The organism is Pedobacter psychrophilus (assembly GCF_001652725.1).
GTDB lineage: Bacteria > Bacteroidota > Bacteroidia > Sphingobacteriales > Sphingobacteriaceae > Pseudopedobacter > Pseudopedobacter psychrophilus.
The window spans coordinates 449,110-468,947 of sequence record NZ_LWHJ01000027.1 but is presented as its reverse complement, the minus strand read 5'-3'; the positions used below and the strand labels follow the sequence as shown (position 1 = coordinate 468,947).

The 19,838-nt window shown below is 32.2% G+C and carries 21 protein-coding genes; 9 read left to right on the top strand and 12 right to left on the bottom strand.

What is annotated here, in order from left to right:
• Positions 1 to 12: 12 nt before the first annotated feature.
• Complete coding sequence (yidC, locus tag A5893_RS10500) at positions 13 to 1,818, top strand: membrane protein insertase YidC (RefSeq protein WP_068822506.1); 1,806 nt, start codon at positions 13 to 15, stop codon at positions 1,816 to 1,818.
• Positions 1,819 to 1,880: 62 nt separating this feature from the next.
• Here the strand turns inward: yidC and A5893_RS10495 are convergent, their stop codons facing one another.
• Positions 1,881 to 2,102, bottom strand: coding sequence for a hypothetical protein (locus A5893_RS10495; protein ID WP_068822505.1), 222 nt, complete (start codon positions 2,100 to 2,102; stop codon positions 1,881 to 1,883).
• A gap of 230 nt (positions 2,103 to 2,332) precedes the next feature.
• Here A5893_RS10495 and A5893_RS10490 point away from each other — a divergent pair, with 230 nt between their 5' ends.
• The 4 genes from A5893_RS10490 to nhaA (A5893_RS10480) all read left to right on the top strand — a co-directional run bounded on the left by A5893_RS10490 (position 2,333) and on the right by nhaA (A5893_RS10480) (position 5,872).
• Entirely contained in the window at positions 2,333 to 2,953 is a 621-nt protein-coding gene (locus tag A5893_RS10490; RefSeq protein ID WP_068822504.1) for an L-threonylcarbamoyladenylate synthase, read from the top strand.
• A gap of 83 nt (positions 2,954 to 3,036) precedes the next feature.
• Positions 3,037 to 3,159 (top strand): T9SS type A sorting domain-containing protein, encoded by a 123-nt coding sequence (locus tag A5893_RS18310; protein WP_082911413.1) that lies wholly within the window; start codon positions 3,037 to 3,039, stop codon positions 3,157 to 3,159.
• A gap of 66 nt (positions 3,160 to 3,225) precedes the next feature.
• The gene (gene nhaA / locus A5893_RS10485) at positions 3,226 to 4,425 is read left to right on the top strand and encodes a Na+/H+ antiporter NhaA (RefSeq protein ID WP_068822503.1); all 1,200 of its coding nucleotides are present in this window, start codon (positions 3,226 to 3,228) and stop codon (positions 4,423 to 4,425) included.
• 205 nt (positions 4,426 to 4,630) lie between these two features.
• A complete protein-coding gene (gene nhaA, locus A5893_RS10480) occupies positions 4,631 to 5,872 on the top strand; it encodes a Na+/H+ antiporter NhaA (protein ID WP_068822502.1) in 1,242 nt (413 codons plus the stop codon).
• Here the strand turns inward: nhaA (A5893_RS10480) and trpA are convergent.
• From trpA to trpD, 4 genes are all read right to left on the bottom strand, one after another.
• Complete coding sequence (trpA, locus tag A5893_RS10475) at positions 5,862 to 6,635, bottom strand: tryptophan synthase subunit alpha (RefSeq protein WP_068822501.1); 774 nt, start codon at positions 6,633 to 6,635, stop codon at positions 5,862 to 5,864. The genes nhaA (A5893_RS10480) and trpA overlap by 11 nt on opposite strands.
• Positions 6,636 to 6,722: 87 nt before the next feature.
• Complete coding sequence (trpB, locus tag A5893_RS10470) at positions 6,723 to 7,904, bottom strand: tryptophan synthase subunit beta (RefSeq protein WP_068822500.1); 1,182 nt, start codon at positions 7,902 to 7,904, stop codon at positions 6,723 to 6,725.
• A 10-nt stretch (positions 7,905 to 7,914) separates the two neighbouring features.
• Complete coding sequence (locus A5893_RS10465; protein ID WP_068822499.1) at positions 7,915 to 8,547, bottom strand: phosphoribosylanthranilate isomerase; 633 nt, start codon at positions 8,545 to 8,547, stop codon at positions 7,915 to 7,917.
• Complete coding sequence (gene trpD / locus A5893_RS10460; protein WP_068822498.1) at positions 8,547 to 9,545, bottom strand: anthranilate phosphoribosyltransferase; 999 nt, start codon at positions 9,543 to 9,545, stop codon at positions 8,547 to 8,549. The genes A5893_RS10465 and trpD overlap by 1 nt, the downstream gene beginning before the upstream one ends.
• Positions 9,546 to 9,743: 198 nt before the next feature.
• Between trpD and A5893_RS10455 the strand changes: the two genes are divergently transcribed.
• Positions 9,744 to 10,682 carry an ion channel gene (locus tag A5893_RS10455; protein ID WP_068822497.1) on the top strand — a complete coding sequence of 313 codons (939 nt, stop codon included), beginning with the start codon at positions 9,744 to 9,746 and terminating at the stop codon, positions 10,680 to 10,682.
• 3 nt (positions 10,683 to 10,685) lie between these two features.
• On the opposite strand, the gene A5893_RS10450 is transcribed toward A5893_RS10455, so the two are convergent.
• A complete protein-coding gene (locus A5893_RS10450; protein WP_068822496.1) occupies positions 10,686 to 12,287 on the bottom strand; it encodes a peptide chain release factor 3 in 1,602 nt (533 codons plus the stop codon).
• A 308-nt stretch (positions 12,288 to 12,595) separates the two neighbouring features.
• Between A5893_RS10450 and A5893_RS10445 the strand changes: the two genes are divergently transcribed.
• Genes A5893_RS10445 through A5893_RS10435 form a run of 3 tightly spaced genes read left to right on the top strand, consistent with a single transcriptional unit; the run spans position 12,596 to position 14,881 of the window.
• The gene (locus A5893_RS10445; RefSeq protein ID WP_068822495.1) at positions 12,596 to 13,828 is read left to right on the top strand and encodes a nucleoside recognition domain-containing protein; all 1,233 of its coding nucleotides are present in this window, start codon (positions 12,596 to 12,598) and stop codon (positions 13,826 to 13,828) included.
• 5 nt (positions 13,829 to 13,833) lie between these two features.
• Complete coding sequence (locus tag A5893_RS10440; RefSeq protein WP_068822494.1) at positions 13,834 to 14,205, top strand: methylglyoxal synthase; 372 nt, start codon at positions 13,834 to 13,836, stop codon at positions 14,203 to 14,205.
• Between the two features lie 31 nt (positions 14,206 to 14,236).
• Positions 14,237 to 14,881, top strand: coding sequence for a DUF1801 domain-containing protein (locus tag A5893_RS10435; protein WP_068822493.1), 645 nt, complete (start codon positions 14,237 to 14,239; stop codon positions 14,879 to 14,881).
• Between the two features lie 74 nt (positions 14,882 to 14,955).
• Here A5893_RS10435 and A5893_RS10430 read toward each other — a convergent pair whose 3' ends face one another.
• The 6 genes from A5893_RS10430 to topB form a co-directional block, all read right to left on the bottom strand.
• On the bottom strand, positions 14,956 to 15,903 hold the full coding sequence (locus tag A5893_RS10430) for a HaeIII family restriction endonuclease (protein ID WP_068822492.1): 948 nt from the start codon (positions 15,901 to 15,903) through the stop codon (positions 14,956 to 14,958).
• Between the two features lie 16 nt (positions 15,904 to 15,919).
• Complete coding sequence (locus tag A5893_RS10425; protein ID WP_394330784.1) at positions 15,920 to 16,348, bottom strand: DNA cytosine methyltransferase; 429 nt, start codon at positions 16,346 to 16,348, stop codon at positions 15,920 to 15,922.
• 122 nt (positions 16,349 to 16,470) lie between these two features.
• Positions 16,471 to 16,977 (bottom strand): hypothetical protein, encoded by a 507-nt coding sequence (locus A5893_RS10420; RefSeq protein ID WP_068822491.1) that lies wholly within the window; start codon positions 16,975 to 16,977, stop codon positions 16,471 to 16,473.
• The gene (locus A5893_RS10415) at positions 16,974 to 17,219 is read right to left on the bottom strand and encodes a hypothetical protein (RefSeq protein WP_068822490.1); all 246 of its coding nucleotides are present in this window, start codon (positions 17,217 to 17,219) and stop codon (positions 16,974 to 16,976) included. Before A5893_RS10415 ends, A5893_RS10420 begins: the two co-directional genes overlap by 4 nt.
• Positions 17,216 to 17,746 (bottom strand): DNA cytosine methyltransferase, encoded by a 531-nt coding sequence (locus tag A5893_RS10410; RefSeq protein ID WP_198342304.1) that lies wholly within the window; start codon positions 17,744 to 17,746, stop codon positions 17,216 to 17,218. The genes A5893_RS10415 and A5893_RS10410 overlap by 4 nt, the downstream gene beginning before the upstream one ends.
• 246 nt (positions 17,747 to 17,992) lie before the next feature.
• Positions 17,993 to 19,837 (bottom strand): DNA topoisomerase III, encoded by a 1,845-nt coding sequence (topB, locus tag A5893_RS10405; protein WP_068822489.1) that lies wholly within the window; start codon positions 19,835 to 19,837, stop codon positions 17,993 to 17,995.
• Between the last annotated feature and the right edge of the window lies 1 nt (position 19,838).

Sequence of the window (19,838 nt, the reverse complement as noted above, 5' to 3'; positions counted from 1 at the left end):
GAAAATTAAGAAATGGATAGAAATACGTTTACAGGTTTATTCCTGATATTAGTCATACTAGTGGGATCAACCTTTCTTTTAAAACCATCATCAGAAGATGTTAAAAAAGAACAATTATTGCAGGATTCTTTAGCTAAAGCAAAAAATATTACAGTAACAAATAATGATACAACGCTTGCTAAAACTAATAATGCCTTAACTACTGGAAATACAAATATTACAGATACGACAAAAAGTACTTCATCTTTAATTAATGAAGAATTTACTGTTTTAGAAAACAAAAATTTAAAAGTCTTAATATCTAACAAAGGTGGTAAGATTGCTAGTGTAGAAGTTAAAAATGAAACCACTTATCAAGGTAAACCATTAATCTTATTTACTCCAGAATCTACAAATTTTGGTTTTGAGTATAAAGGCACCAATGCTGTTGCAAATACAACCAATAACTTTTTTAACAAAGTAGAAACTGGTAACGGAAAGGTGGTGATGCAATTGGCTAACGCCGATGGATCCAGCGTTCAATACACTTATACTTTATCTCCAGATTCTCATCAAGTTGGTTTTAGAGCTGATGTAAAAGGTTTCCAAAATATCATTACAGATAATTCTTTGGTTTTAGACTGGAACACTAAATTATTACAACAAGAAAAAGACATTAAAAATGAGAGAATGGGTTCTACAACCTATTATCAAAAAGCTGATGGAACTGTTGATTTTTTGAGTGAAAGTAAAGACGAAGATTTAGTGCTTAACGAAGGAAAAACTAATTGGATTTCTTTTAAAGAACACTTTTTCTCCGCAGCTTTAATTCCTAAAGAAGGATTTAGCAAAGCTGATATTAAAATAATCACTATTGCCGATAGCTCCGCTGTAAAAGCTTATGCAGCAAAATTAAGCCTACCCTACAAAAACCAGGTGGTTAATAGTTATGAGATGAACTTTTATTTTGGATCTAATAAGTTTAGCCAGTTAAAAGCTCAAGGTCATGATTTAGAACAAATGGTAAAAATGGGCTGGGGTCCGTTAAAATGGATCAATAGATTTTTAGTACTTCCTATTTTTAATTTTTTCGAAAGCTTAAATTTAGGTTACGGACTAATTATCCTTTTATTAACCTTAATCTTAAAATCTGTTCTTTTCCCATTTACCTACAAGTCATATCTTTCGATGGCTAAAATGAGGGTTTTAAAACCTGAAATGGACGAGATAAAAAAGAAAGTCGGAGAAGGAAATCAAGCCCTAGTACAACAAGAGTATTTAAAATTATACAAGCAAGCTGGTGTTAATCCATTAGGTGGCTGTTTACCTTTGGTTTTCCAAATGCCATTTATATTGGCATTCTTTTACTTTTTCCCAAATTTATTTGAGTTAAGACATGAAAGTTTCTTATGGATGAAAGACCTTTCTACATATGATCAATTTATAACATTTGCTCCAATCCCACTTTTAGGTTGGAATCATATTAGTTTAATGTGTTTGTTGATGACTATTTCGACGTTGGTTTATACTTATTTTAACAACCAAGTTTCTGGAGCACAAGGGCAGATGAAATATATTGGTTACATCACTCCTTTAATCTTTTTTGGTGTTTTAAATAGCTACCCAGCGGGTTTAAATTATTATTATTTCTGTGCTAACATTTTAACATTCTCTCAACAATACTTTATTAGGAAATTTGTTGATGATGATAAGATTCATGCTCAAATACAAGAGAATAAGAAAAAGCCAGAGTCTGAAAAGAAAAAAGGTGGATGGCAGAAGAAAATGGAAGACATGATGCGCCAACAACAACAAGTAAATCAACAAAAAAAGAAATAATAAATCTCTTTATAAATAAAAAACCTATCGCTTTAAACGATAGGTTTTTTTATGCAGTTTATTTAGCTAGCGTTAGCTAAACTTGGATTTGAATTCGAAAATTGGGATTTTAAAGCGTTTAAATCATTTTTTATAATTGCTAATAACTCATTATCATAAACTTTAGTAGCCATGTTTATAAATTTTGATTTTACTTTAGAATGTTGTTCTTGAATATCATTTTTTAGAATATTTAATAATTCTAAATCAAAGTTTGCGCTTATAATAGTTGAGTTATTTTTCATCATCTTAAAATATTAGTTTGGTTATTTTCCGTAATACCAATCAAATGCCAAATTTTAAAAAAATTTAAATTTTGCAAATAACAAAGCTCTAGCAAATATTTAGCTTATAAAAACGGTTTAAAGCCGAATTAAACGAGAAAGATTTTAAAATTGTGACCTTTATTTGGTACGATTTATGAAATTGTATCATTAAAATTAAAAAACAGTTTATAATACTTATTTTTAAAATTATGTTAATCCGTGTTTACCCTGAGAATCCAAATGAAAAAATTATAGAACAAATTGTTGATGTTCTAAAAAAAGGCGGAATTATTATTTATCCAACCGATACAGTTTATGGGATGGGCTGTGATATAACCAATCATAAAGCAATTGAAAAAATTGCACAGCTAAGAGGTGTTAATCTAGAAAAAGCCAACTTTTCTTTTATTTGTTATGATTTAAGCCATATATCGGATTATATTAAACCTATCGACAATACCATTTTTAGAGTTTTAAAGAAAGCGCTTCCCGGACCTTTTACATTTATTTTTAACGCAAATAATAACGTCCCAAAACTATTATCAAGTAATAAAAAAACGGTTGGTATAAGAGTTCCTGATAACAATATAGCCAGGCAAATTGTTAAAATGTTAGGTAATCCAATCCTTTCAACTTCTATACATGATGAAGATGAAATTATAGAATACACTACCGACCCAGAATTGATATTTGAAAAATATCAAGATAAAGTAGACTTAGTAATTGATGGAGGATATGGAGATAACATTGCTTCTACTGTGATTGATTGTACATCAGGAGAATTTGAAGTGTTAAGGGAAGGAAAAGGAATTATTGAGGATTATATATAATCAAGAATGATACAATCATTTCTTATTCTGTTAACATTGAGTTAGTTTTCATGAGATATTTATGTGGCTTAAAATTCACTTAAATATTTATAAAAAAATTCTACTACTTTCTCAATCAACAAATACAAAATCTTAATTCAGGAACTTATATAATTAGAATTAAGGATGATAATCTTAGCTTTCAAGAAAAAATAATCAAGAAATAGTAAAAAATCCCCTTTTAAGGGGATTTTTTAATTCTTTTTAAAAGCCTTATTGTTATTTTAGCAGAAATGGCTAAAATAATCAACCTAAAACCTTACAAAGACTTTTTTACTTCTCAGTCTACAGGAGGGATACTCTTAATGATTTGTGTGGTAATCAGTTTAATTATTGCTAATTCTAGTATAGGAGATGCATATAATAACTTATTAGCTCAACAAATCGGATTTGAAACATCTTCTGTTAATTTAAGATACAGTATTCTATTATGGATAAATGATGGCCTAATGGCAATCTTTTTTCTAATGGTTGGGTTAGAAATCAAAAGAGAATTGATTGAAGGTGAATTATCCAGCATCAAACAAGCTAGTTTACCTATTATGGCAGCAATTGGTGGTATGCTAGTTCCAGCTGTTTTATATATGTTATTAGATTCTTCTGAAGAGACAGGGCATGGCTGGGGAATACCAATGGCAACTGATATTGCATTTGCAATTGCCATATTATCTTTATTGGGCAGCAAAGTGCCAAACTCCTTAAAAATATTTTTAACAGCATTGGCAATCGTTGATGACTTAGGAGCGATTTTAGTAATCGCTATATTTTACTCAACAGAGATACATTTTATGTATTTATTATATTCTGGAGGTGTTTTAATTTTATTAATAGCTCTTAATTATTTTGGTGTTAAAAGGCTTGTATTCTATATTATTCCAGGAATTTTAATGTGGTATTTTATTCATCATTCTGGTATTCACGCTACTATAGCCGGAGTATTAACGGCTTTAACAATCCCTACCAATGAAACGAATAAAGCCTCCCCTTTAGAGAAATTAGAGCATATTTTAGTAAAACCAGTGAATTTTATTATTATGCCTTTATTCGCTATTGCAAATACAAACATCCGTTTTGAATCAGAAATGCTAAATAACATCACTTCGGGTTTAAGTGTTGCAATTATTGGTGGTCTGTTAATTGGAAAACCCTTAGGTATATTATCTTTTTCGTGGTTATCAGTTAAGCTTAAAATTAGCAAATTACCAGAAACAGCTACCTGGTCACAAATTGGTGGTTTAGGTTTATTAGGCGGCATAGGTTTTACAATGTCGATATTTATTGCGCTACTTTCATTAAATAATCCAGAATATCAAACTCAAGCTAAATTTTCAATCCTAATTGCGTCTGTAAGTGCCGGAATATTAGGCTATTCGGTATTAAAATTCTTGGGAAAATCAAAAAAACGTATGATTTTAAAGGACAATACGCTTTAAGTCAAATTATATAAGAATAAAACGAAAGAAATTTTAAATAATTCTTAATAATTGATTGGATTTTGCATATGTAATTAGTAAAATTTCATTTTTTGTTAATTTTACAGATAAATCATTTAAAAATGATTGAAATTTAAAACCAAAATCATAATATTTATATATTTTTTCCTATTTTTATACTCATTATCGTTAAGACAATTATAAAATGAGAGAAATTAGTAAGAATGTTTATAAAAAGTTTCTACAAACAGAATCCAAAGCTGGTATTATTCTAATATTTTGTGTCTTTATATCAATTTTAATAGCTAATTCTTCTTTAGGTAGTTATTTTAACAATCTTTTAAATCTTAAGCTAGGTATTGAAACTGGTGGTATTGATTTAAACTTTACCTCGCTAAGTTGGATTAACGATGGCTTAATGGCAATTTTCTTTTTATATGTTGGTTTAGAGATAAAAAGAGAAGTTGTTGATGGCGAATTAAAATCAATTAAACAAGCTTCACTACCAATTATAGCAGCTTTAGGAGGAATGTTAGTACCAGCATTGCTTTTTGCCTTAGTAAATATTGGGGCAGCAACGTCTAAAGGTTGGGGCATACCAATGGCAACTGATATTGCATTTGCGATAGGTATACTTTCTGTTCTTGGAGATAGGGTTCCAAAATCTTTAAAGATTTTCTTAACTGCCTTAGCTATTGTAGATGATTTAGGTGCCATCTTAGTTATAGCAGTATTTTATACTTCTGATTTACATTTTACTTATTTACTATTGGCTGCTGGTGTTTTTGCGTTTCAAATGGCACTAAACTATTTTGGAGCTAAAAAACTTATTTATTATATCATACCTGGAATTATATTATGGTATTTTATACATCATAGTGGTATTCATGCAACTATTGCTGGAGTTTTAACCGCAATTGCTATTCCTGCCAATGCAGAAAAAAGAAAATATTCTCCTTTAGAAAGATTAGAAGGCTTATTAAGTAATCCTGTTAGTTATGTTATTATGCCCTTGTTTGCATTGGCAAATACAAACATAAAGTTTGAATCTGAAATGCTTAAAGGATTAACAAATCCATTAGGTTTAGGAATTTTGGCTGGTCTTTTTATAGGAAAACCGCTTGGTATTACTTTCGCATCCTGGATAGCTATTAAATTAAAAATAGCTAAAAAACCACGATTAGCGACTTGGAAACAATTATCAGGTGTTGCTATGTTAGGTGGTATTGGTTTTACCATGTCGATATTTGTCTCATTACTATCCTTTGCATCTCCACTATTTCAGTTAGAAGCTAAGTTTTCGATACTGATAGCGTCTATTATATCTGCAATTTCAGGATACATTTTCCTAAATTATTTGAGTAAAAAACAAGCTCCGGCAATAGTTAAGGAAAAATCAAAAGGAGAGAAATTTTCAGGAAAAGAAAAATTAGAGCTTAGTCTCTAATTTTTCTAATAAATTCTGGAATGTGGCTTAAATAATCTTTGGTATCCCCTATCGTTTTTACAAAGGCAGAGCCAACAATAGCACCATTCGCATATTTGCTAGCTCTCATAAAACTATTTTTATCGGATATGCCAAAACCTATGATTAATGGGTTTTCAAGATTTAATGATTTAACTCTATCATAATAAGCTCCTATCTCATCCGAAACGTCTAAGCTTTTCCCTGTAGTTGCAGACGATGATAACAAGTAAATAAATCCATTTGAAAGTCCGTCTATTTTTTTAATTCTTTCATTTGATGTTTGCGGAGTTACTAAAAACACATTACTTAATCCGTTATCTATAAAATCATTTTTATAAATCTCTTCGTATTCATATAAAGGTAAATCCGGAACAATTACTCCATCAATACCAACATCGGCGGCAGCCTTACAAAAATTTGCCACCCCGTATTGCAACATAGGATTAGCGTACCCCATTAATAAAACTGGTATAGAAACCTTAGCCCTTAAATCTTTTAATTGCTGAAATAAAAGCTTTAGGGTCATTCCGTTTTCTATTGCAACTTGTGAGCTGTTTTGTATAATTGGTCCATCAGCTAATGGATCAGAATATGGAAAACCTATTTCTAAAAAATCTGCTCCAGCTTTTTCTAAGGCTTCAGCAATTTTTAAAGTCGCTCCAATTTCTGGATAACCAGCAGTGAAATATATGGAAAGTATATTGTTTTTCTTTTTCTCAAAGAGTTGTTGTAATCTGTTCATTTATTTTAGGATTAAGAAGCAAGAATCGAAAGAATAAAGAATTAGACAAGGTCTTTAATTTTTATTCTTTGCTCTTTTTTTTTTTTTTTAAAGTTTAAAATATTTCATAAAGGTATCTAAATCTTTATCTCCTCTCCCCGATAGGCATATTACAACCACTTCATCAGGTTTAAAAGTCATTTTTTCTAATTGTGCTAAAGCATGTGCAGATTCTATAGCAGGGATAATACCTTCTAATTTAGATAATAACAAACTCGCTTGCATGGCTTCATTATCAGTAATATTTACATATTCTACCCTTTTTACTTTATGCAAATGAGCATGTTGAGGACCAATTCCAGGATAATCTAAACCTGCGGAAATAGAATAAGGCTCTACAACTTGTCCATCATCAGTTTGCATTAGCAAGGTGCGTGAACCATGCAAAACGCCTTCTTTTCCTAAAACAGAAGTTGCGGCAGAATGACCAGAATTTACACCTAAACCTGCAGCTTCTGCAGCAATTAAACGAACGTTTTCGTCATCTAAAAAATGATAAAACATTCCCATAGCGTTACTTCCGCCACCAACACAAGCTAAAACATAATCAGGTTGATCATTGCCAGTTTGCTCAATTAATTGCTTTTTTGTTTCTTCTGAAATGATTGATTGAAATAAAGAAACCATTTCTGGATAAGGATGTGGCCCAACTACAGAACCAATTATATAATGTGTATCAACAGGATTGTTAATCCAGTCTCTCATCGCCTCATTTGTTGCATCCTTAAGCGTTTTACTTCCCGATGTTGCAGGAATTACTGTCGCTCCCATCATTTTCATACGGGCAACATTTGGTGCCTGACGCTCAATATCAACCTCACCCATATAAATAACACACTCTAAACCTTTTAATGCGCAAACAGTTGCTGTGGCTACACCATGTTGCCCTGCTCCTGTTTCGGCAATGATTCTTTTTTTACCTAGCTTTTCAGCTAAAATTATCTGGCCTACCGTATTGTTTATTTTATGGGCTCCTGTATGATTTAAATCCTCCCTTTTAAGATAGATTTTTGCACCATATTTTTCCGAAAGTCTTTTAGCTAGATATAAAGGTGACGGTCTGCCTACATAATTTTTTAGCAAGTCTTCATATTCTGCTTTAAAATCTGGTTGGGCAATAATATTTAAATACTCATTTTTTAATTGTTCGATATTTGGATAAAGCATTTCTGGAATGTATGCTCCACCGAAATCTCCATAATATCCATTTTCATTTACACGATAGTTCATCTTCACTTGTTTAATTTCTTAAAATTTTAAATGCCAATTCCAATTTTTCTATGTCTTTTAATCCAGGTTCAATCTCAAATTTTGAGTTTAAATCTACCCCGTAAAAACTGGGGTTTTCTATTTCTGCAATTGATGTTAGATTATCTAAACTTAAGCCTCCGCTTAAAAAGAAAGGTATATCAAATTGGTAATTATTTAATAATTGCCAACCAAAAGTTTTGCCAGAACCACCATGTTCTACAGTTTTTGTATCAAATAAGAAATAATCAACACAGCCTTTATAATTTTCTAAAGTTTTAAAATCAAAACTGTCATCTATACCAAATGCTTTAATAATTTTAAATCCCTTTCCCATTAACTCATTACAAAATTCTGGAGATTCAGATCCATGTAATTGAATAGTTTTAAAGCCATAAATATTACTAAATTCTACTACCTCGTGAAAATGTGCATTTACAAAGACAGCAGTTTTATTTATTTCTTCGTCCATGCTATTCAAATCTGATTTTTGAAAATCCAAGCCTACAAATCTTTTTGATGGAGGATAAAAAATAAAGCCCATATAATCAGGTTTAATATCAGATAATGCAGTAATATTATCTGGATATTTCATTCCACAAACTTTAATTTTTAAATCTTTCATTAATTGTTTAATGATAATAATGTTTTAAATGATGTTTTTGCATTTCCAGCTGTTAAAGAATTTTCTGCTTCATAAAAGCAATCTGCAAACGTCTTATTTAAATTAATGGTTTTAATTGCCAAAGCCGCATTACATAAAACCACATTTTTCTGATTTTCGGTCGCTTCGTTATTTAAAACATCCATAAAAATTTTAGCCGACTCTTCAACCGTATTACCTCCTGTTATTGTATTTGCTTCTATCCTTTCAAAACCCAAACTCTCAATGGTGGTAATTTGTTCTCCTTTATTTGAAAAAGTTTTAAAATCGCAGGTTAAAGAAACTTCATCATAACCTTCTAGAGCATGTAAAATAGTATAGTTTTTATTTGATTGCTGATACAAATAGGCATATAATCTTGCCAATTCCAAGCTAAAAACACCTACAATTTGGTTTTGAGGCTGAGCTGGATTAACCATAGGACCCAACATATTAAAAAATGTTTTAACGCCTAATTCCCTTCTAATGGGTGCTACATTTTTCATAGCCGGGTGAAAGAGAGGTGCATGGAGAAAACAAATTCCAGCTTTATCTAAAGACTTTTTTAAATCGTCTTCATTATTAGTGAATTGATAACCCAAAAATTCCATTACGTTTGAAGAACCACAACCAGACGAAACGCCATAATTACCGTGTTTTGCCACGTGATAACCTGCTCCCGCAACCACAAATGAAGCTAAGGTAGAAATATTAAAAGTATCTTTTCCGTCTCCACCTGTTCCACAAAGATCAATTAAATCGAATTCAGAAGTTAGGTTTATTGGGATGCAAAGTTCTAACATCGCATCTCTAAATCCTTCTAACTCATCAACAGTAATATTTCTCATGCAGTAAGCAGTCATAAAAGCTGTCATTTGTGATTGATTGTATTTCCCTAAAGAAATATTTTTTAGAATCTCTGTAGATTGCTCTTTAGAAAAGGTTTTTTGCTCGAATAAGTGATTTAAAATCGCTTTCATTAAATTGCTTAATATTAAATAAAAAAAGGGCTACCAAATGGCAACCCTTTATATCTTGTTTAAAATAAAAAATGAGGTATGCCTTACGAGTTTTCGTAATGCCACCACCAAATTATATTTAGATTTAAAATTTTCATGTTTGTTAGGCAAATATGGTAATTTTTTGAATATTGAAAAAATTAAAAGCATTTTTAATTAATGATTAAGATTAAACATAAATCAACCATAAATGAGGATTTGGGTTTTGGGAAAAATCCAACCCAAAATAACCAACGGCTTTTAAACAAAGATGGCAGTTCTAACATCAAAAGAAAAGGTTTGCCGTTTTTTAAACCTCATGAAGCTTATAATTCTTTAATTTTTATGAGTTGGACAAGGTTTTGGATAACCATCTCCATATCTTATATTGGAATTAATATCTTTTTCGCATTTATTTATTATAGTTTAGGGATGGAACATTTAAATGGTTCTGTTTCTACAGAACCATTTAAAAAATTTCTTGACGCCTTCTTTTTCTCAGCCCAAACAATTGCCACAGTTGGTTACGGACATTTAAGTCCAAATGGTTTTTTAACAAACATTGTTGCTGCATTTGAGTCTTTTTTAGGATTATTAACATTCGCATTAGCCACAGGATTGTTATATGGCCGTTTTAGCAGACCAAATGCTAAAATTATTTATAGCGAAAACATATTGGTTGCACCTTATTTAGAAGGAAAAGCCTATATGTTTAGATTTGCGAATTTACGTAGCAACCAATTAATAGAATTACATGTGGAAGTTTTGCTAAGCATTAATGTTGGTGAGGGCGAAAAAGCTACCAGACGATTTGTACCACTTAAATTAGAGCGAAATACCATCAATCTGCTGACTTTAAGTTGGACTGTAGTGCATCCTTTAGATGAAGAGAGTATCTTATATAATTTATCAGCAAAAGAATTAATAGATGGAGATGCAGAATTTATAATCATGTTAAAAGCTTTTGACGATGCTTTTTCACAAACTGTACATTCCAGAAATTCTTATAAGGCTAACGAAGTCGTATTTGACGCTAAGTTTGAGAAAATCATTAACACTGATAAAGATGGAATTGCTGAAATTGATTTAGCAAAAATTAGTGATTATCAGGTTATTTAAATCCTATTTCTTATCCACTAACATTTCCCATTCTGATGTTTCATGAAAGGTAATTGCTGGATATTCTTTCGCAGCATATTCAATATCCCATGCAGAAGAAGCTAAAAACACAGGCTTACTTTCTTTATCGAAAGCTATTTTTTGAGCATAACGTCTGGTAAATTTTTCTAATTCTTGAGGAGTTGTAGCCGAAATCCATTTTGCTTTAGAAATATTTACTGGTCTAAAATGACAAGACGCTCCATACTCATTTTTTAACCTGAATTGTATCACCTCAAACTGCAACTCTCCTACTGTACCGATGATTTTTCTGTTTCCAGGATTTTGTACAAATAGTTGAGCAACACCTTCATCACTCAATTGATGGATTCCTTTTTCTAATTGCTTGGTTTTAAAAGGATCGCTGTTTTCTAATTCTCTAAATATTTCTGGTGAAAAACTTGGTATACCAATAAACTGTAAACTTTCTCCTTCTGTTAAAGTATCTCCAATCTTAAAGTTTCCTGAATCATATAGACCAACCACATCGCCAGGAAAAGCCTCTTCTACCAAGCTTTTATTATCAGCCATAAAACTGGTGGGTGAAGCAAATTTCAATTTTTTGTTTAAACGATTATGCTGATAAAATGTATTGCGTTGGAAAGTACCCGAGCAAATTCTGCAAAACGCAATTCTATCACGATGATTGGGATCTAAATTTGCATGAATTTTAAAAATAAATCCACTAAACTTAGGTTCATTAGGCTCTACTTTACGTGTATCAGTCTCTCTGCCTTGCGGCGATGGAGCAATTTTTATAAACGTTTCTAACAGTTCCTGAACTCCAAAATTATTGATTGCACTACCAAAAAAAACTGGGGCTAAATATCCTGAAAGGTATAAATCTCTATCAAAAGGTTCGGCAACGGTTTCAATTAATTCTACATCTTCTTTTAATTTCGATGTTAATCGCTCTCCTAAAAGTTCTTCTAATTTAGGATCATCTAAACCGTTAATTGCAATGCTGTCATCGGCAATATGTTTTTTGCTGGCACTAAAAAGATTTAAAGATTTATCATGTAGTTGGTAAACACCTTTAAACGTACTTCCGATACCAATTGGCCAACTTAAAGCCCTTGTAGAAATATTTAGCTCTTTTTCAATCTCTTCTAATAAATCGAAAGGATCTTTACCCTCTCTATCCATTTTATTTACAAAAACGATAACAGGTGTATGGCGCATTCTACAAACCTGCATCAGTTTTTTGGTTTGCTCTTCTACCCCTTTCACACAATCAACCACTAAAATCACCGAATCTACGGCGGTTAAAGTACGGTAGGTATCTTCAGCAAAATCCTTGTGACCCGGTGTATCTAAAATGTTGATTTTAGTATTTAAATATTCAAAACCCATTACAGATGTAGCCACAGAAATACCACGTTGTTTTTCAATCTCCATAAAATCTGAAGTTGCCGCTTTATCTGCTTTGTTACTTTTTACCGCTCCAGCTTTTTGTATGGCACCTCCAAATAAAAGTAATTTCTCTGTTAAAGTTGTTTTACCTGCATCAGGGTGACTTATAATACCAAAAGTTCTACGTTTGGCAATTTCGCTTTGTAAACTCATATTAATTTCATGCTAAAGCTGAGCTTTTGCTTGTGGGTAATTTTTGAGGTGCAAATATAGGGTTTTAATCTATTTAGAAAATTGAAGATTTGTATTACCACAGAGGTAACAGAGGAAGGCACAAAGAGCGCAAAGTTTTTATAAATTAATTGCAGGGGAGTTATTGGTTTGCAAATCAATACTTTTTATCCTTAAATCTTATAAATCGAAATGGAGATAATTTTATTTTATTTGATTTACAGCTATTAATCAAACCTCAAAAATTTATATCTTCAAAAAATTTTAAACTTTAGACTCAAAACATATAAATGGCTTTAAATTACGTTTGGATTGCTTTTTTCTTAGTCTCTTTTGTGGTGGCTTTGGTAAAATTAATTTTCTTTCAGGATTATCAAATTTTCCAAACTATTGTAAACAGTACTTTCGATATGTCTAAAACCGGGGCAGAGATTTCTTTGGGTTTGGTTGGATTGATGACGTTTTGGTTGGGCATCATGAAGATTGGCGAAAAAGGAGGAATGATTAATATTTTTGCCAAAATTGTAGGTCCTTTTTTCTCTAAAATTTTTCCAGAAGTTCCACGCAATCATCCTGCATTGGGGTCTGTTTTGATGAATTTTTCTGCAAATATGTTGGGTTTGGATAACGCCGCAACTCCACTTGGTTTAAAAGCCATGAAAGAACTGCAAGAGCTTAATCCTAATAAAGAAACAGCATCTAATGCTCAGATTATGTTTTTGGTGCTTAATGCATCAAGCTTGGTTTTAATTCCAACCAGTATCATGGCATTTAGAAAAGCTGCAGGTGCGGTTGATCCTTCCGATGTTTTTGTTCCCTGTCTGCTAGCTACATTTTTCTCCACTTTGGTAGGTTTGGTGGTGACTTGTATTTATCAGAGAATCAATTTATTTCAAAAAGTAATCATCATTTACTTAGGATCAGCGGCAATATTAATTGGGGGTTTGTTATATTATTTTACTACGCTCAATCCAGATCAGATTGGTTTAGTTTCTGGTGTGGTTGGCAATGTTTTATTATTTAGTATCATCATTTCATTTATCACATTAGCACTTTTCCGTAAAATAAATGTTTTTGAAACTTTTATAGAAGGTGCAAAAGAAGGTTTCGAAATTGCAGTTAAAATCATCCCATATTTGGTTGGGATTTTAGTTGCAGTAGGTGTTTTACGAGGTTCTGGAACTTTAGATTTTATCACTCAAGGCATTGGAAGCATTGTTGCATTTTTTGGTTTAGATACCGGATTTGTGCCTGCCTTACCCGTTGCTTTTATGAAACCGTTAAGTGGCAGTGGCGCAAGAGGATTAATGGTAGAATTGATGGAGAACAGTGGAGCGGATAGTTTTGCATCTAAAGTGGCTTGTGTGATTCAAGGTTCTACCGAGACTACTTTTTATGTATTAGCTATTTATTTTGGATCGGTCTCCATTAAAAAAACGAGACATGCTTTGCCAGCAGCTTTATTGGCAGAACTGGCTGGAGTAGTTGCCGCAATTATAATAGCATATATATTTTTTAAATAACAGATATGAGAAAGAGATTAGCTTTAATAGCTCACGACGGAAAGAAACCAGAAATGGTTGCATTTGTAAAAGATCATTATGATATTTTATCTCAAATGGATTTAACGGCGACTGGTACAACCGGAGGATATATAGAACAAACAGGATTGGATGTAGATAAAAAATTGAGCGGCCCAAAAGGTGGCGATGCTCAAATTGCTGCAATGACAGCGGAAGGAAAATTAGATGGGATTATTTTCTTTAGAGACCCGCTGGGTAAACATCCACACGAACCAGATGTACAAATGTTAATGAGGATTTGTGATGTCGCAAATGTGCCAATCGCTACTAATCCTGCAACAGCAAAATTAATTTTAGATGGCTTTAAAGCAATATAAAAATGATCATTTTCTATAAATTCTTTTTAACATGAACCCTAAAGTTGATGAATTCATTTCCAATCTGAAAAATTGGAAATCAGAAATGGAAAAACTGAGAAGTATTATCTTAGAAACTGGTTTACAGGAAGATTTTAAATGGATGCATCCTTGTTATACTTTAAATAATGCCAATATTGTGTTGATACACGGCTTTAAGGATTATTGTGCGCTTTTATTTTATAAAGGTGCTTTGTTAAATGATGAGAAAAATCTACTCATCCAGCAAACAGAAAATGTTCAATCCGGAAGGCAGATAAGGTTTAACAATATTAAAGAAATTGTAGAATTAGAAAGCACTTTAAAGGAATATATTTATGAAGCTATCGAGGTTGAAAAAGCGGGTTTAAAGGTCGAATTAAAAAAACATGAGGATTTTGAATTACCCGAAGAATTAATTAGTGGTTTTGATAAAGATTCCAAATTTAAAAATGCTTTTGAAGCATTAACGCCAGGCCGACAAAGAGCTTACATCTTACATTTTTCTGGTTCTAAAAATGCCGCCACTCGTGAAAACAGAATTGAAAATTATAAGCAAAGAATATTAAATGGAAAAGGAATAAATGATTGTGTTTGTGGCTTATCTAAAAGATTTCCTGTTTGTGATGGGTCTCATAAAGGTTTGGTAAACAGATAATCAATATCAAATATTACACTTTTTATGCTAGTTGTTAACTATTGAAACGATGAGCGCAAGCTCGAGATTGAAAACTAACCAACAAACAATTTGTTTACAAACAATGAATGTGGTGCAGAAACCAAATTAATATCAAACTTTAAGGATGGTTCAATTCTCGAACTTGCATTATGAATTCTGAACGAAATTTGCCAACCTTCAGTTAAAGTTACCAACAATGTAGTTTTAGAATTATCTTGGTAAACTACCTCAATTAATCTATTTGGCAATTTTAGACGCTGAATTTTAAACTTAGGTTTTACATTTTCAAAAGGTAAATTCAAAGTTCCATGCAAATTATAAGCTTGAATTTCCACTTTACTTTTTCCTTTAATAATTTTATAAAAATCTTGGTTACCAATTAAGTATTCAACTAATTTTTCTGCGACAATTCCTGGATTTTCATTATCCAGCCGTATTAATTCTTTTTTGAAAGCGTCTAGAACTGGAACATAAACCGAAGTATGGTAATCACCTAATGTACTCCATTTCTGCGTGGCTTTACTCAAAGTTCTTAATTCAGCTAAATTATCAAATATTGGTTTTATCTCTTCAAAATATCCCGAACTGGATGTAAAGCCTAACCATTTTTGACCAAAATTAATATCGTTTGACAGACGAGAATGTTTAACCGCTCTATGGTTATTTTTGGCAGAAATCCCAATTTCCCATTTTTGCAATGACCTAATTGCTAAAACATCCCGAACATCTCCAATCTGACCTTCTTTATCTGAAACAATCTCTAATTGAAGAATATCATTTTCGCTAATTCCATTTGACAATCTTGGTTCAATATCTAACAAAAAATTAACAGCAAAACTAGCAACCAATTTATATTGACCTTGCTCTTTTTCGTCAAATGTTTCAAAACATTTTAAAGCCGTTTGAAATGGTGCATTATCGACTATAGAAGTTTGAGTTATTTTCTCCAATCTTTCAAAAAATTGGTTTAGTAAAGCATATTCAAATGCTTTACCGTTAATAGTTTAACTTGGAACTTTAGGCATTAACAGGAATATTATTTATTATTTCAACCATTCTTTCTCGAACTACAACGCCATTAACTTTGGTTATGACTTTCTGAATTTTCACATCATTCTTGACTTTGAAACCTTTTAAGTCTTTTAAAATTTTATTAGCTAAAATCTCTCCCATTTTTACAGGAACAGCATTTCCAATCATTTTGTAACCTGCATCAACACTCTTATAATAAAATTTAAAAGTATCGGGAAAAGTTTGAATTCTTACGCATTCTCTAATACTCAATCGACGATATAAATCTTCACTTCCTCTCACAAATTCTCGTAAATTCTGCTCAATAAACTTCATTTTTGGAGCTTGTGGGTGTATTGGAACATGACGACCGCCAGCTTGAATTGTATAAGACACTTCATCCCAAGAACGTACTCTGTTTCTCGACATGAAAATTGAAGAAAATAAAAATAATTTGGGCGTAACCCTGCGGGTCGGGCTATTCGCTTCAATCTTTTTGCAGAAAAAGCAAAAAGGATTTCCACTGCTATCCCTTACGTAAACCTATATCATGGATATTAATACCCAATTAATAAGATTCCTTTAAGAGGAAGATGGAGGCGATTTGAGATATAAAGAGTCTCTAAAAAAGTGTGAATTATCTCAAAATCTTTGTGTTTTCGATACACTTTTCTTACTACGATTATTAAATATTCTACTTCAAACATCATACATGCTTGAAAAATATCTTTTAAAAATTGATTGTTTTCTGTTGCTCTTCCTGCTTCAATTTCAATTACAATTTTTCCATCACAGCTTAGCGCATCAGCATTGAAAGATTTATCTATTCGGTTGTCATAACCAAATAAGACTGGGACACTTATTTTTTGAGTTGCCGATTTACCAGTTTCACAAATAAATTCAAGTTTTTCTAAATGAGGTCTTACAACTTCTAACACTTCATTACTTGACAAATTAAATTCGGGAGATTTAATATTTGAATATTCTAATTCAAAACAAGAAATCACATCTTTAATTTCTTTAGTAATACCTTGTGACCGAGGGAAAAATTGAAATGTAATCATGAAGCTTGTTCTTTTAGTAACTTAATTAAATCATCATCAGACAATTTAATTTCATTTTCTTGAACAAAGTAATAAATTTTTTCATCAACTGAAATAGCTTCATCAGAAACATAACCTCCTTTATCGTTCATTAACAAATCATTTAACTCAACAGTCGAAATTAATACATTTCCAATTTTTGGTAGTTCAATTTCTCTAATTAAATATTCTTTGTTGTGAAATTCTATTTTATCAGTTATCATGCAGCATTCTTCAAAGTGAATTTTAAACCTAAATCCTTTCTATAACCAATAAAAAAAACTCTCTTCCTATCCTGTGGAACTCCAAAATCAGAAACATTTAACAATTGAAAAGACAAATCATATCCAATTTCTTGAAACATCTGTTTTATGTTTGCTAAAGCTTCTTTATGTGCAGGTAAAAGCATTCCAGACACATTTTCAGCTAAGAAAAATTTTGGATTTTTATCCGCAAGAATTCTCATAAACTCATAGAATAACTGACCTCTTTTATCAGCAATTCCAGGTTTAGAACCAGCTTCCGACCAACTTTGACAAGGCGGACCTCCAATAATTCCATCACAATCAGGAACTTCACTTGAAGGAATGTCAACGATACTTCTTCTATCTAAAATTGTGTTTTTATGGTTTTTTTCAAAAGTTTCCCAAATCTCTTTATCGTATTCGTTTGCCCAAATAACATCGAAACCAGCATTTTCAAAGCCTAAATCAAGACCTCCAGCACCAGCGAAAAAAGAAACGACCTTCATAAACTAATAATTTTAGCAATAAAGGTAATAAATGAAACTCAAAGACGACAATAAGATTTTCAACATTGAGGACTTTTAAATCTTATATGTGCAGAACTGAATATAGAGAATTTCCGCACCTAGTCACAGGTTTGCAAAATTGCGGTTATTGTGCTTGTACTTTCTTCGGCTTTTATAACTAATTTAGAACTGGCAGAAAGAAATTGGTCCGTCTAAATCTCCATTTCTTATCCAATCGATTGACCCTTAAGCCACCTTCTCCTCTTTCAAAATCTGCATCAATCCAGAACCTGCAACCAACAATTCTTGTGTAATGGTTTTGGTGTAATCTGCAATCTCAGCTTTAAATTCTTTTACGGAAGCACCTGTTCTAATTTCCTCTAAACGCTTTTCCCACTGTCCGGTTAGTTCTGCCTGGGCTATTTTTTTGTCTTTTACTACCTCGTAAACGCCTAATCCTTTATTAGAAGGAACCAAATTTTTCTTTTCTCTAAAGATATATTCTCTTTTAATTAAGGTCTCAATAATGGAAGCTCTGGTTGCTGGCGTTCCTAAACCACTTTCTTTCATGGCATATCTTAATTCCTCATCTTCAATATCTTTACCACAGGTTTCTAAAGCTTTTAATAAAGTAGCTTCGTTAAATAATGGTTTAGGCTTGGTTTGTTTTTGAAGGATTGCTTTATTGGTAATGTCTAAATCTTCGCCTTTAATCACCTTTGGTAAAGTAGCATTGTCTTCATCCTTTTTTTCTTCATCGTTATCATTAAAAACAGAACGCCAGCCAGCAGATTGTATCACAGTTCCGTTGGCAACAAAATCAATTCCTGAAGTGATGGTGATTTTGGTGGTCGCCTTTAAACATTCTTTATGGAAAGCTTCAATCATCCTCCCAACCACCATATCATAAACTGCTTGTCGGTCTGAAGATAAATGCCCTGCGTATTCCCCTGTTGGTAAGACGGCATGGTGATCCGTTACTTTTTTAGCATTTACACTACGCTTATTGAGTTTTGTATTTAACAGTTCTTCTGCTTGTTTTCCAAATAATGGATGATTGGTAAATTTTGATATTAAATCTGGAACGGTAGCAAAAACATCATCCCCAATAAACCGACTTCCGGTACGTGGATAAGTCACCAGTTTACTTTCGTATAGATTTTGAAGGATGCCCAAAGTTTGGTCGGCGGTGTAACCTTTCTTTCTGTTGGCCTCTTGTTGCAAGCTACTCAGATCATGCAAAAGTGGTGGTGGTTCTTTTTTTGCTTTTGCTTCTACATCTTTAATATGTCCACCTTTTTGGTTTCCAGATGCCAAATCTAAAACTTGAGCTAAAACAGTTTCTGCTTTCTCTTTCTCCTCAAAGTTGACTGTGGAAATTGCCCTGAATAATTGTTCGTCTTTTTTTAATTGAATAGCAACCTGATAGTAAATTTGAGGGACAAAATCTTTGGTCTCTAAATATCGCTGACAAATCATGGCTAGCGTTGGCGTTTGTACCCTTCCCAAAGAAAGTACGGCTTTGTTTCCAGCAGAAATACTCAATGCTTGTGTGGCATTCATGCCAACTAACCAATCAGATTCTGACCTACAATGAGCCGAATTGAAAAGTGTATCATAATCGGTTCCCGGTTTTAAATTACGGAAACCATTTTTTATAGCTTCATCTGTTTGCGAAGAAATCCATAACCTGCGGAAAGGTTTTTTACATTTTAGATAATAGTAGATATATCTAAAAATCAGCTCTCCTTCCCTCCCAGCATCCGTTGCAACTATAATTTCAGTGCATTCATCAAACAAGGATTTGATAACATCTAACTGCTTTTTTACAGCAGGATCATCTACCATTCCTTCTTTGGTTTTTACTTTCCTGATGGCCAGTTTAAACTTTGCGGGAAGCATGGGCAGGTTTTGTTGTTTCCAACCGTAAAAGCCATAATCTTGAGGAGGTGCCAATTGTAGTAAATGACCAAAAGCCCAGGTAAAAGAATATCCTTTACCTTCAATATAACCCACCTTTTTTTGATTAGCTCCAAAAACTTTGGCTAATTCACGGGCTACAGAAGGCTTTTCGGCGATAACAACTTTCATT